This window comes from Enterobacter cloacae complex sp. P29RS (assembly GCF_014893445.1).
GTDB classification, from domain to species: Bacteria; Pseudomonadota; Gammaproteobacteria; order Enterobacterales; family Enterobacteriaceae; genus Enterobacter; species Enterobacter intestinihominis.
In genome coordinates this window covers 134929-148400 of sequence record NZ_JADBPZ010000006.1, presented here as the reverse complement: position 1 = coordinate 148400, position 13472 = coordinate 134929, and the positions used below count along the sequence as shown (strand labels likewise).

At 53.2% G+C, this 13472-nt stretch carries 13 protein-coding genes and 1 tRNA gene; 4 read left to right on the top strand and 10 right to left on the bottom strand.

What is annotated here, in order from left to right:
* Positions 1-78: 78 nt before the first annotated feature.
* The 4 genes from IM282_RS06595 to IM282_RS06580 all read right to left on the bottom strand — a co-directional run bounded on the left by IM282_RS06595 (position 79) and on the right by IM282_RS06580 (position 4045).
* A complete protein-coding gene (locus IM282_RS06595; RefSeq protein ID WP_192970241.1) occupies positions 79-2262 on the bottom strand; it encodes a TonB-dependent siderophore receptor in 2184 nt (727 codons plus the stop codon).
* A 199-nt stretch (positions 2263-2461) separates the two neighbouring features.
* Positions 2462-2737 (bottom strand): DUF1471 family periplasmic protein YahO, encoded by a 276-nt coding sequence (gene yahO, locus IM282_RS06590; RefSeq protein ID WP_022647318.1) that lies wholly within the window; start codon positions 2735-2737, stop codon positions 2462-2464.
* Between the two features lie 149 nt (positions 2738-2886).
* Complete coding sequence (locus tag IM282_RS06585; RefSeq protein ID WP_192970240.1) at positions 2887-3606, bottom strand: lipopolysaccharide core heptose(II) kinase RfaY; 720 nt, start codon at positions 3604-3606, stop codon at positions 2887-2889.
* Positions 3607-3616: 10 nt separating this feature from the next.
* Positions 3617-4045: a glycine zipper 2TM domain-containing protein gene (locus IM282_RS06580; protein ID WP_022647316.1), complete on the bottom strand. Its 429-nt coding sequence runs from the start codon at positions 4043-4045 to the stop codon at positions 3617-3619.
* 308 nt (positions 4046-4353) lie between these two features.
* On the opposite strand from IM282_RS06580, the gene IM282_RS06575 reads away from it, so the two are divergent.
* Positions 4354-4644, top strand: coding sequence for a hypothetical protein (locus IM282_RS06575; protein ID WP_022647314.1), 291 nt, complete (start codon positions 4354-4356; stop codon positions 4642-4644).
* A gap of 129 nt (positions 4645-4773) precedes the next feature.
* Here the strand turns inward: IM282_RS06575 and IM282_RS06570 are convergent.
* Positions 4774-4850 (bottom strand) — tRNA-Arg (locus tag IM282_RS06570).
* A 303-nt stretch (positions 4851-5153) separates the two neighbouring features.
* Here IM282_RS06570 and IM282_RS06565 point away from each other — a divergent pair.
* The 3 genes from IM282_RS06565 to fimZ all read left to right on the top strand — a co-directional run bounded on the left by IM282_RS06565 (position 5154) and on the right by fimZ (position 7996).
* Complete coding sequence (locus tag IM282_RS06565; RefSeq protein WP_192970254.1) at positions 5154-5816, top strand: EAL domain-containing protein; 663 nt, start codon at positions 5154-5156, stop codon at positions 5814-5816.
* A gap of 24 nt (positions 5817-5840) precedes the next feature.
* A complete protein-coding gene (locus tag IM282_RS06560) occupies positions 5841-6557 on the top strand; it encodes a response regulator transcription factor (protein ID WP_022647312.1) in 717 nt (238 codons plus the stop codon).
* Positions 6558-7363: 806 nt separating this feature from the next.
* Entirely contained in the window at positions 7364-7996 is a 633-nt protein-coding gene (gene fimZ, locus IM282_RS06555; protein WP_022647311.1) for a fimbria biosynthesis transcriptional regulator FimZ, read from the top strand.
* A 50-nt stretch (positions 7997-8046) separates the two neighbouring features.
* On the opposite strand, the gene sfmF is transcribed toward fimZ, so the two are convergent.
* The 5 genes from sfmF to fimI are packed head-to-tail and all read right to left on the bottom strand — an operon-like array spanning position 8047 to position 13420.
* Positions 8047-8568: a fimbria assembly protein gene (gene sfmF, locus IM282_RS06550; RefSeq protein WP_022647310.1), complete on the bottom strand. Its 522-nt coding sequence runs from the start codon at positions 8566-8568 to the stop codon at positions 8047-8049.
* Positions 8569-8577: 9 nt separating this feature from the next.
* Positions 8578-9585 (bottom strand): type 1 fimbria D-mannose specific adhesin FimH, encoded by a 1008-nt coding sequence (gene fimH, locus IM282_RS06545; RefSeq protein WP_022647309.1) that lies wholly within the window; start codon positions 9583-9585, stop codon positions 8578-8580.
* The gene (locus tag IM282_RS06540; RefSeq protein ID WP_192970239.1) at positions 9578-12136 is read right to left on the bottom strand and encodes a fimbrial biogenesis usher protein; all 2559 of its coding nucleotides are present in this window, start codon (positions 12134-12136) and stop codon (positions 9578-9580) included. Before IM282_RS06540 ends, fimH begins: the two co-directional genes overlap by 8 nt.
* A 14-nt stretch (positions 12137-12150) precedes the next feature.
* The gene (gene fimC, locus IM282_RS06535) at positions 12151-12843 is read right to left on the bottom strand and encodes a type 1 fimbria chaperone FimC (RefSeq protein ID WP_022647307.1); all 693 of its coding nucleotides are present in this window, start codon (positions 12841-12843) and stop codon (positions 12151-12153) included.
* 34 nt (positions 12844-12877) lie between these two features.
* Positions 12878-13420: a type 1 fimbrial protein subunit FimI gene (fimI, locus tag IM282_RS06530; protein WP_192970238.1), complete on the bottom strand. Its 543-nt coding sequence runs from the start codon at positions 13418-13420 to the stop codon at positions 12878-12880.
* Between the last annotated feature and the right edge of the window lie 52 nt (positions 13421-13472).

The following is a 13472-nucleotide window of genomic DNA, read 5'->3' as shown; positions in this document are numbered from 1 at the left end:
AGAAGCTTTTATTACAATTTTATAACACAACAACGAAGGGATTGGGGCGTCCCTGCCCCGGATAACGAGGTGGAACGCTTAGAACTCGTAGCCAACCGAGACCTTAAAGGTACGCGGCTCGCCCTGAGTGATGTAAGTACCGGAATCATCCACGCTTGACCAGTAGTTCTCGTTGGTCACGTTGTCGATGCCTGCGCGCACGGTCATCTGGTTTTCATTGTGGTTCACCGCGAAGCGATAGCGCATGCCCAGATCCAGCGTGGTGTAGCTGTCCAGCTTTTTGGTATTCGCCAGGTCAGCATACTGCGTGCCGGAGTGGTTAACGCGCGCGGTCGCCGTCAGGCCCTCAATCGGCTTGATATCGTATTCTGCCCCCAGCACGGCGTAGAAGCTCGGAATACCGATCGCGTCGTTCCCCTGGTTCACGCCGTTTTTAGTTTTGGTCAGCTCGGCCTGAAGCCAGGTGGCGCTGGCGTTCAGACGCATCCCAAGCATTGGCTCGCCGAAAACGTTCAGCTCCACGCCACGGTTACGCTGTTCAGCGTCCAGGCCGTAGTGGCCGCTGTCGTCGAGGATAGCCGACGGCATTTTGATCTCAAACAGTGCCAGGGAGCCGCCCACGCGGCCAAAGTCCGCCTTTACACCCACTTCGTTCTGCTTAGAGTGCACGATACCGGTGCTCTGGCCGTAGTTGTTTGCTGAGCGAGGCGCAGTTTCACCGGGCTGTAACGCCTCGGTGTGGTTGGCGTAGAGGGAAATTTCCTCCCACGGCTTATAGACCACGCCGTAGGTTGGCATCCAGCGGCTACCGTCAAAACCGTCCGCGTCGTTTTCCGCACCGGTAATTTTGTTGTACCCGCGAATCACCACTTTCTGATGGCGTGCGCCTGCGGTAAACAGCAGTTTGTCGTCCAGCACGCCCAGGGTATCGCTCAACAGCCAGCCCTGCGTGCGGGTGCGCCCACTGGTCAGCGGATCGCTGTATTTGCCGCCTGAGCCGCTGAAGTTGCTGCTGTCCGGCATAGCAACGCCAGTGTTGTGGTAGATGTTGGTGGTCGGGTTATCCGCCGCGGCAGACATTTTCCACGCGATTTTTTCGTTTTTGGTCATCGCCGAATACCCGACATTCACCTTGTGCGAGACGAAGCCGGTCATGAAGTTACCGCGAATGCCCGCCATGCCGCTGACGGAATCGCTGATGCGGTTGGTATCAAGGCGGCTGACCGTCGCATTACCGCTTTTATCCAGGAGCTTCGGCGCGCTGTAGATCCCCTCTTCGTGCGCGTGCTGTGCGCCGAGGCCGGTATAGGCCGTCCAGCTATCGGTGATGTCGTACTCGCTGCGCCACATGCCGAATTCGTTTTCGATATCGCTGTAGGCCCACTTCTGCGAGAAGTTGCGATCGTTCTTCGGTGGTTCAGGCACGAAGTCCACCGCCGAGATGTTGACGCTGGTCGGGCTGCCGTGGAAGGTTTTTTTCTGATAGCCCAGGTCCAGCGAGGTGCGGAAACGGTCACCTTTGTAATCCAGACCGGTGGAGAGCAGCGTGGTGCGGCGGCGGTCGTTCGGCACGCCGGTTTCGCCTTCACGATGCACAAGGTTCACCCGCGCGCCGAACTGGTCGTTATCGCCAAAGCGACGCCCCGCATCCAGCGTGGTGCCAATTTGGGAATCCGAGGTGTAGTCGACGCCCACTTTCGCCTGCGGGATGTCGCCCGCGTGTTTTGGCTCAAGGTTGATCATCCCGCCCACGCCCGAGCTGGCCGCGCCGTTCATCAGGGAGTTGGCCCCTTTGAAGATCTCGATGCGGTCAACCATCTGGGCATCCACCACCTGACGCGGCAGTACGCCAGACAATCCGCCAAAGGTCATATCGTCGCCGTCAAACTTCAGGCCGCGGATACGGAAGGTTTCCGCGCTGTTGCCGTACCCCTGAACAAACTGCACGCCCGCGTCGTTAGCGACCACGTCAGCAATGGTTTTCGCCTGCTGATCTTCCACCAGCTTCGAGGTGTAGCTAATGATGTTGAACGGCACGTCCATGGCGTTCTGCTGCCCGAGCATCCCCATACGTCCGCCGTTAGCCACCTGGCCGTCGAGGAAGGCAGGAAGCAGTTGGTCACCGCCGGGTTTTAAATCACTCCCCGCCGTGGACTGGACCACGATGGTGTCCTCTTTTTTCTCTTCCGCCGCAAAGGCGGAGTGTGTAACCGCGCCGATGGCAATCGCCAGCAGCGTTTTGTGCATTGTGGTGTTGTTCATAATGAGCTCTTAACGTGCGCGCAAAAATGGCCCGTTGTCGGGCCTTAGTATTTATCAAATGAAATGCAAATGAGAACTATACGCATTATGCTTACATAATCAAGCGTCAACGAGGAGCACTGCGCGAGAAGAGGCTAAAAACGATGTGGGGGAGAAGTATGGCGCACAACCACCCCAGAAAGGGGTGGTTGCTAAAGCGTTATTTTTTCTTGTAAATATCGGCGGTGCCGTGAATTTTGTTGTTTGTATTACCGGAAGTCAGCACCAGCACATCAGCACCTTCTTTATCAGCCTTTTCGACCAGCTCTTTTTTCGCATCGTCGACAGAGACTTCGTTAGCCGTGCTCACGGTACCGATTTTTTCGTACTGAGACTCAACTTTTTCGAATTCGTTTTTTGTCATCATTTCAGCCGCAAAGGCGTTGGTGGTAAACAGAAACGCGGTGCCCAACAAAATAGCAGTCGTTTTTTTCATAAACTTTTTCCTTAAGATTAATGAGCAACTACGAAAAGCCCCCACGCGAAACGGTGAGGTGTAATGAGCATGGTAGAGGATTGGCGAAAATGCCATATACCAGGGAAAATTCTTTTATAACAGGCTGTTGTCCTGCATGAATAAAGGGTTTAAGCGGTATTTGAACGCGCCAGATACTTCCTCTGGACGATTTTATGGTGTCGTCTGATTTTTTTTGCGATCAGGCGTTTTTCCCAACGCCGGTGTGATTCAATGGGAATACCAATGCGCAGGCTGGCCGTCACGTTGTCTTCAACAATCCTTTTCGCGTTACAACGCTTCCCGGACAGATCGATGATCCTTATTCCTTTTTCACTCAGGATGAAGTTCCCGCCGTGCGCATCGCCGGAAATGATTTTCAGATTGTGCATTTTCTGCATACTGTGTCTGATTTCACGCTTTATGTCCGGCGTGATCGCGGGAAGAACGCGTAACTCCGGACCGGGGACATACTCAAACAACATGAGCGAGATTTTTGCGAATCTGAAAATCCGGCGTTCAGCCAGGAGATAAAAATCATTCGGGAAGGTATGACCTTGCCTGCCAGCATAGTCGATCCGCTCAATCAAATTTTCGTTGGGGTTGGGCGTAAAAAACGATTTGAAAAATTTTTCTATCCTTTTTTTCCTGGGGGAGTAAATCTTTAATACAAACTGTCCGTAGGGGGTATTCAGTAAAGAGACGTGGGTATGCGGAAGGCTTTTAAATACCATCTCAACGCTGAGTCGTTTTACATTACAGGACAATATATCGTCCAGTATTTCCAGGTATCGTGTATCGTTATTTTTATAACAGACGTGAAAACCACGGTATTTCATTTTTGTAATCATAATAATGTGCTTAGTATGATTTTTCCACGGTGGTATTAGAACCCGTTGTGATGATACGAACTTTGTCGCCAGGGTTAAATGTCAAACCATTATTGTGCTGCACCACCTGAATAGTCTGCCCGGATTGAGTCTTGATAAGTAACTTCACTTCCTGTGCTGCCAGTTCGTTAGACTGCCGGTTATGAGAAGCCGCAGCCCCGGCTGTTGCACCGGCTACCGTCATGGCGGTTTTCCCTTTGCCGTTACCGAACTGGTGACCCACTACGCCACCAATCGTGCCCGCGGTTAAGGTACGCAGCGGGTGATACCCTTCTCGGGTATGCGTAATAATTTGGCTCTGCAGAACCGTGCCATCCTCCACCAGCGATCGGATGCCAGCGTAACTCGCCGGACTGGTGATAGCCAGAAAGCTCAACGCGATGAGTAAATATTTTTTCATTTTAAGCCTTTCTTATACATTGAAGGTGACACTATTCTGCCCGGCGAAAAATCATCTCCTTTAGCTAAATATGCTTTACCAGGCAAATAATTTATTTTTACACAAAACGACCATAAATTTAAAAATAAACAATTTAAAACTGGAAAGGTATATTGGCTTCAATTATCAATAACGTGTTTTCCAGATACATTGTCAGAGTATTTGATTCAGACGAAGCAATATCCATTGCACAATTCTCAATAATTACCAATCATCGTTATTAAAATAATGGTCCCTGTCCATACAGGGAAAACATCAGGAGTTATAGTATGAAAAAAGTCATTCTCGCTCTGGCTTTCACTGCGGCATCATTTTCTGCATTTGCAAATCATCCGGTAGCCCGTGCCACTGCCGTCGCCTCCGCCGATCATCCTGTTGCCGTTGCGGCGGCCACCGGTGAAGGTAACCATCCTGTCGCCCGCACCACGGCGGTGGTATCTGCCGATCACCCTGTCGCCGTCGCAGCCGCAACAGACGGTAGTTATCATCCCGTCGCCCGTGCAACCGTGGTCGCTAACGCTGACCATCCGGTCGCCGCCGCGGCCGTTACAGGGCACTGATGGCGCTCTCCCCCGGCAAGTAAGCTGGGGGAAAAGTCAATGTGTCGTATGACCCTGGAAGGCCAGTTATTAAAGGTAATGAAAACACGATTCAGGCTGGTCAGGAACGGCTGAGTGCCGGAGGGTTAATGGCACGCCCTGTAGGATTCGAACCTACGACCTACGGCTTAGAAGGCCGTTGCTCTATCCAACTGAGCTAAGGGCGCACGGAGAAGAGTGTACTTCGCGGTGGTGAAACGCCTGGAATTATACGGTCAATGCGTAGTGAGTCAATGCCTTTTCCACCTTCTCTGCCGTTAATGACTAGCTGATTGTAAATACGGCTGTTTTTTCAACATTTATCCCTCTTTTACGGGCTGCGAAAAGGCTTAGCCGCTTTTAAGTAACGCCTGCTGTTATCCTGTTTACTTCCCCTTCACACTGTCCTGCGGTATCCCGGCCGCCTGGAGGCTGGAAATGAACAGGACGACGGAGTGACAGCGTCAGACCAGACAGGTTTCCCCTCGTGCGTGCAGCACATCTCACACGACATTACAGGCATCAAGCTTGAACCCATTGTCGCCCTCTCCTCTTCGCGCACGGTAGGGGCTGAAGTGCTCAGCGTGCTGTCACCGCATCAACAAAGCGAAGGCTTTTTTTACGACTGGTCCGCTGCTCGGGCGCTTATGCTGCTGGAAGCACAGATCGCTGCGTTAAAAAAACCCTTTCCCTGCGACAACCTTTTCATAAATTTGCCGATAACCGTTCTGACCATACCGGAAATGTTCCAGCGTTTACTGCAACTTAACAGCCCACCGCTGAACATTGAACTCGTGGAGCCTGCTTCCTTCTTTTCTCTCTCAGACCCGGCACGTCTGAGGGTGAGTTGTGCGCTTCAGCAGTTGACGGCGCAAGGACATCGGATTTGGTTGGATGACATTGATGAAGCGTCAGGGCGCGCGTTTTTGTCCTGCCGCATGCCGTTAAGCGGAATAAAAATCGATAAGATCGCTTTCTGGCGTTTACGTGCAACGCCAGCGCTGGCAAACCTGGTCACGCTTTGTTCAAAAATTGCTGAAAATGTACTCATAGAAGGCATTGAAACAGAAACGGACCGTAAGTTTGCGCTTCAGGCTGGCGCGCGCTTCGGTCAGGGATATTATTGGCCATCCTGGAGATGGCAGGAGGACTGAACGGTCATCGCCAAGAGGGAAGCTATGCGAATGACAGTACGCCGTTACCGGCGTCGTCGGACAGGAAGTGATTCACCGGGTTCAACGCACTCGCCTTTTGCTCTCCCATTTTTTGATCGTCTCGAATATTTGAGCCAGTCAATCAACCAGACCCGCAAAACCGATGCTCCCTTTATCGTCCTGGTCACACAGGATAACTTTTTCCGTTCCGGTTTTCTGAGCGGGCACTCTCCCCTGAGCAATTGCTGTGACTATTCCACCCTGGAAGCCGCCCTCAGCGATCTGAATCAGTGGCCTTCATCACGTCTGGTGGTAGATGTAGAAAGCCGCGCCTCGCCGCTTATTGACCTGCTGGACCGATTACGACGCCACAGCCTGTTCGCCCCCTACCTGACACCCTACCTGCTCATTCGCGCCGATGATTACGATACACGCCTGTTTTGCAAAGCGGCTGGCCCTTTTCATGTGCTTGAACGGCAACTTACGCCGCGGGCTTTGCAACAAACCTTGCTGGAAGCGCCGTCACCCGCCGGCCACCGGAAAGAGTGGTTTTCACGTGATGAATGGCCGATCCTGCAGGCGCTGTCGCAGGGTAGCACCCTGCGACAGATTGCTCAGTTACAGAACCGCCCCTATAGCCGCATTATTTACCGTCTCAGCTGCATCCTGGCGAAACTTGGGCTGAATCATCGTCATGAGTTGCTACATCTTCTCAACAACCTTTCAGATTTCACGTATTAACGTATTCAGTAACCCCTTAATTCCTAAAGATCTTTAAGAAAATACTTAGGATATATGTTAATTTTTTGTGTTTTTTAACAAAACTTTCGATTTTATAACTATTCCTAATTCTTCAACTTAAACCATGCGAAATGCTGCCTGTACGCTAAACGAGAGTCATTTTATCCATGCGTTAAGTTTCTGACGTTTCCGTTAACAGGATGATAATGGTGTAAAAACAAGCGATTTATCTGTGAATAAAAGCGATGAGAGGTGAAGAAAACAGCAGATAGTGCTGTTTTGACGAAGGGATCATCCTCCTGGCCTGAGGTGTTAGAAATGAGGCGATGACGCGCTAAAGAGCGGACATCAGAGGTAGCGGACAGGCGGAAAACATTTTGTCACGACCTGCGTATTGTTAACATTTGATCAACATACAGTAAGATCGTTTATTTTTTGTTATTACATAAAGATGAAACTGTGTGGTAAATGCAATATCAGGACATTTTTGCTAATTTTAAAAAGTTAGCGATTCAGATACAGAAGATAATAATCATCAATATATGGACATTAATTTACAGGCTTTTCGGACAATACTTAAACGGTATAATAAGACGTGTTTGACACGCGAATAAGAAAAATCATTTTGCCATAACAGCCTTATGAGATAACTGCGCTCAGGCATTGATATCACCACTACGTAAACAAGGATGCTTTCGCTCTTCCCAGGGATCTACCGTACAAGGATCTGCGTAATTATCCTTCCGGCTTTTCGAGAGTTTTAACAAAACTCAGCATAACGCTTTTAACAATCTGAGGCATAAAAAATGAAACCGGCATCCGTTATCATTATGGACGAACACCCTATCGTCAGAATGTCGATAGAAGTCCTGCTACAGAAAAATAAAAACATCCAGGTCAAACTGAAGTCAGGCGACAGCCACGAAGTGCTTGACTGTATACGCAACCACCCCATCGACCTGGTCATTCTCGATATCGAAATGACAGGCACGGACGGCTTCGTATTATTGAAAAGAATCAGAAACTTAAATAAAGATATTAAGATTCTCTTCCTCTCTTCGAAATCTGAAGCCTTCTACGCAGGGCGCGCCATCCGCGCCGGGGCAAATGGTTTTGTCAGTAAGCGGAAAGATCTGGGGGAAATTTATAACGCGGTGGAAATGATACTGACGGGCTATTCTTTTTTCCCGTCAGAAACATTGAGTTTTATAAACCATATAGGCTCCCGGACAGGCGCCGCTGTGGATATGCCATTATCGAATCGTGAAGTGACGGTTCTGCGATATCTGGCGAACGGATTATCTAATAAGGAGATTGCGGATCAATTATTACTTAGCAACAAAACAATAAGCGCCCATAAGTCTAATATCTTTTCCAAGCTGGGCGTACAAAGTATCGTTGAATTAATTGATTACGCGAAAGCGCACGAATTACTGTAATCCTTCCCTCTCCCTGCAACATATAACCGTTACAGGGAGAGGGGATACGATTAATTATAATTAATCATGAAAGTTGCATCGGCATCAGCCCGGCCCGGCTGCGGGTTATCCGCCGTGGCGATATAATTGGCATAAAACGACAGTTCGGCATTTCCCTGCGCATCCACTGACACCGTCTGGCTGGCCTGCTGCAACGCGAGGCGCGTTTTATCCCGGTCGAGGATCTCCACGGCCACGTTACTGGCCGCGCTGGCATCATTCAGCGCCAGCAGGCTGTTATCATGCCCGTCCATCTTCCCCGTAAATGTGATCGAAGCCGCGCCCGGCGGGCATCCGGTCAGCTTCAGGGTGAACGGTACAGGCTGCGTCCGGCTTCCCGTTGTGCGGAGCTGTTTCGTGGGCCAGGTGCCGAGCGTGACGGTTTTATTGCTGTCGTCCCCCTCCGCCACGCAGGTAAAATCCACGATATTGCCATAGAGCTGAATGTTAATTTCCCCAAGCGCTGTCTCTGCGTGCGCAGGGGAGCAAAGCGCAAAGAGCGCGACGGCTATATACCGCATTCCGTTTCGCATACCTGCTCCTTAGTCATAGTCGACGCGTAAATAGCCGCGAGAGGTAAAACGCCCCTCGGCAGGTTTTTTACCGGTCACGCTGACGGGCCACGCGCGGATCCCCACCTGTGCCTGTGCGCTATCGTCCAGACGGAACGGGATTTTGCTGGTCAGGTTGTTCGGCGTCAGCGGCACGCCATTACTGTTGGCAATCACAAAACCCACATCCGCGTTATCAGATACCAGCGTACTGCCTGAAACCTTCTCCGCTTCAACACGCATTGTGAGCATGGCGTTCGCCTCGACGTTGGTGCATTTTATGCCGATGGTTTTGCTTTGCGCTGAGATCCCCTCCGGCTTATTTCCGATGCCCGCTTTACTGAACAGAGAGGCGCCGATGTCTCCGAAATCGAACTCCACCACATTTCCGGCATTAATCTCACAGCTCTGAGGCACCTGAATGGTCCCGCTGTAGCTGATGGTATAAACCGGCGTGGTGAGCGGATCCGTGGAGGTCGTGGTGACGTAAACCCGGAACATGATTGCCCGGGGGATCACCACCATATTGATAAAGCGTCGGGTCACCTTAAGCCGAAAGACGAGGCTGGAATCCTGTACACCAAACGGTTTGTTTTTAGACACGTTCGGATGGCTCCCCATCTGAATGTACTTTCTGGGTGGATAGAACGTGCCAGCGTAGCTGTCGGTGATTTTCATCGCCCCGTCCAGATAGTCGTTTAGCTTCAGATACTGGTAGCCATCGCTGGTGCCTGTGACCGGGAATTCGGTCACATAGCTACGCTTGGTGGTGTTCCCGGACGTTCCCTTAGGGCAGACGGCGTTGACGCCCACCCACTGGGACTTCTCGCTGAGTGTAACAATCTGCCCCACCTGGTTATTGGAGCTGTTGAATTTATCCGTCAGGTCGTAATACACCTCCGTCGGCACGCCATTTTCATTGACGCAGACGGTGGCGAACGCCTCAGATAGCGGCAAAAATGCCAGAAGGGATAGCCCCAGATAATGGATTTTATTCACAGCGGATCCCCTTAAGTGTGATCGCCTGTTGCAGGCTCTGTTCTGGCAGGCTGTAGGGCGCACGACACTGGGACTGCTTCCCGTCTCCCCACTGAATCAGCAGTTCCCCGCTCAGCGGCAGCCCGCTCAGGTAAATCTGACCTTCATCTCCCACCATGCTGGTTACGCCGCTCTGCGTCTCACGCACCACCGCCCCAAACGGCACAGGCTGGTTATCACGCTTCACGGTGAGCAACGCACGCACGCCGATGCGGGTGTCAAAACTGGCGCGCACCAGCGCACCGTTCGTCGGCACGACGCTGGAAACGTTATTTTCAATGTCGGTGTTGTTGCTCATGGTGTTAGTGTCGAGCGCCACGCGGTTGTAACGGTACACCGTGGCGTACGGCATCACCGCATAGCCACGCCAGTCTGTTTTGACGCCGGTCTGGTTTTCGACGCTCACGCCTGACGCGCCCGGCGCTTTGATCAAGACGTTGGTATCGCCCAGCGGCTGACTGAATGTGATGCCGTCTGAATGCCCTACCACGCCGCCGGAGAGCTGCCAGTTGAGGTCGTGCTGATCCCGCGTGTAGTTGTAGCCCACGCCCAGCGTACCGTACGTTGCCTGCCAGTTAGCGCTGGCGCTGCCGCTGGCACCGTTATTGCTGGTGTGACCCTGCGTGACGCTGTAGTTCAGGTTACGATCCTGGAGCAGCGTTCCGCTGATCCCGGTCTGCCAGCTGGTATTACCGTCGCTGTTGCGGCTGGCTGAGGCCGTGGCATAGGCCCGGTCGATCGCGTTATCGCGACGGTAGCCGTGACGGGTGAACAGGCTGAACGGGACGGAGACGTTAAACGAGGCGATCCGGTCAGTTCCTTCAATGCCGACGGCCTTGTTCCATGACCAGGATAAGGCGTAGCTGATCCCGTTCACCCCGCCGGCGTAGCCGAGCTGATACCAGACGTTGGACTCGCTGGTGCCCCAGTAACTTTGCTGGCTGCCCGACACGTACACCGAGCCGTAATCGCCAAGAGACTGGGAGATATTGAGCTGGAAACGTCCTTTTTTATTCAGCGTCAGGTTGTGATAGCTCTGCACGTCCGGCACGCCGTCATCGTCCTGATCGTCGCCATACTGGTAGCCTTCCATTGTGCGCCAGGCCACATCGTCGAGGGTGTAGAAGCCTTTGGTCGAGTAGCGATAGCCCAGCAGCTGGAAGTTGGTGCCGAATCCGTTAAGGGATTTTGCGTACAGGAACCGCAGAGACTGCCCTTCATGGCGGCTGTCATCGGCAAGCTGGCTGCGGGCATGGGTGAGGTCAAGTGACACCGCCCCCCAGTCACCGAGGTTTTTTCCCGCGCCAATGGCGATGGCGGTATAGCGCGAGGCCAGCTGCGTTCCGCCGTACAGCGTGTAGCCGTCGGCAAGACCCGCAATCATCGTACCCTGAGTAAAGAACGGCGTGTCCTGCTCGCTGTTGCCGCTGCGATAGTCCCCTGCCACCAGATCGTATTTCCAGCGTCCTTCACGCTGAAGCAACGGAACGGTGGAATACGGGACGGTGTAGCGCTGCTGGCTGCCGTCCTTCTCTTCCACCGTCACCTCCAGGTCACCGCTTGAGGAGGTCGGGTTAAGGTCAGTTATCGCAAAAGCCCCCGGCTGCACATAGCTCTGGTAAATCACGTATCCGTTCTGGCGGATCACCACTTTGGCAGGGGTGCGGGCGATTCCGCGTACGGTAGGCGCGTAGCCTTGCAGGCTGTCCGGATACATGCTGTCGGACGAATAGAGCCGACCACCGCGAAAACCGACGCTGTCGAAGACATCGTTACCGGTGTTGCTGTCGCCGAGCACCAGCTCGCTTTTTAGCGGAATGACCGTACGCTGCGCCCAGGTGCCAATATTTTGCCAGCTGCTGTGCCGCTGGCCGTTGCTTTCGGTATAACGCCACGCGCCGTTATTGCGTAATCGCCAGGCGCCATAGTTCAACCCGCTTTGCAGGTTCAGATAGTAGCTGTCGTCGTCGCTGCCGCGGTTGCCGGTAAAGCTGTAGTTCAGCAGCGCGGCGGGGATGCCTTCATCCCACTGTTCAGGCGGAATATACCCGCGGGCGCTGTTTTGCATCGCCACCTGAGGCAGACTGACGTTAAGGCGCAACGAGGCGAAGTTGAACGCCGTTTCGCTGCCCGGAATAGCCGTGGTGAGCGGAACGCAGGTCTCGCCCTGCACGTTGCTCAGTTCCGGGAAGGCGGCGATATTGACGCCAAAGCGATCGAGCATCGCGCGCGTAATGCACGGCGACAAACCGCCCGCGACCGGCGGCATGTTGTCGGCTTGCTCAAACCGCACGTCCTGGGTGCCGATAAACTCATCGTTACGCCAGATATCGACGCGATAGACGCCCGGTGCCTGCTGGTGGCCTTTCTCAAAACGCGACAAATCCGCCACGTTCGCCGCGTCATCGGAGAGAAACGCCGGGTTAAAGTAGCTTTCACCCCAGCCAGCGTGTGGCCAGAGCGTTGCCATCAGTGACAGCGCAACCGGGCAGTAACGCCATTGAGTGTTCATCGCCCTGTCTCTGCTCACAGGCTGACGCTACGCGCCGGCGTAATGGCACCGTAGTCATTCACACTCTGCCAGGAGAGCGTGCCGCTCGCTGCGGCAGGCAGCACCTGCTGCGCCGAGCTTTTCGGAGCAACCATCAGGTTCTCCAGCGTCTGACCGCCGAGCTTCAGATTGACCAGCGTGACGTAATACGGCGAGGCATTGCTCACCTTAAGATGGTTGCCGACGCGCTCAAAACGCAGCTGTGAGAGCGCCTCTTCCGGCGGCATCGCCAGGTTAGCCGGGCGAACAAACAGCTTGATGCGTGACAGAATGGCCAGTTGCAGGACGTTGTTGCCGTCCTGATGTTTTTTGCTGACGGAGGGAATCGCTTTGACGTTCATGTAAAAGAGTGATTCGCGATCGGCAGGCAGCGCCGGGCCTGCGTAGATAATGCGCAGGGTGTTTTCGCTGGCCGGCTCGCTGACAAACAGCGGCGGCGTGACGGCAAAGGTTTTTTCCTTTTGCCCGTTGGCATTTTCTATCCACGCGTTAATTAAATAGCGCTCTTGTTTATTGCTGTTGGTGATCGCCAGCGACGTTTGTTTTGCATCGGCCGGATAAATAACGCGCGTCGCGCCCAGCGCAATTCCGCCGGATGCATTCGCGCTGGCAGAAACCATCATCAAAATAAAAGTTAAAAACAGTCCAGGTTTAATCAGGGTGTTCATCACAACCGTACCTTTAATAATTAGTTCGCAGGCGTCAGGGATAAATCAACGTAAACCAGACATTCGACTGAATAGTGCCTGGTACAAGGTGTTCGGAAATAGCCCGGTAGCGGGCGCTGAAATGAAATACCAGCTCGCGGGTGTTAATGGGTAACCAGCTCACTGCCGTCGCGTTCGGGATGATCTGACGTTGCTGTTCGTCAAAAAGCGCCAGTCCGACACCACTGCTGACCGCATTTTCCCCCGGCCGCGATGTCGCCAGGAAAACCTGCGGGTCTTCTGCCGATGTCACTCCCTGGAACTGGATCCCCACGGTGCGGGAGACGTCCACGCTGCAATCCAGCAGACGTACGGTGAAAGGCACATTAACCGTGGAAAAGCTGCCGACGCCGGAAAAGGCGTTTGTGCGGTATTGCCCCATATCCACGCGCATATTCTGGCTGTCCGGGGCCACGGCGCAGCCGCCGTTAACCAGCTCTCCCCTGAGGTGTACTTTGCCGCCGTCTATGACAACGGTATGTGCGTTTACCGCTGAGGCAATCGCAAGGGCACACAGCAGTATCCCAGTCCTTGTCATCCTTCGCTCCCGGTATAGGCGATCAAAAGACCTCTTCCCTGAGGCCAGCCAC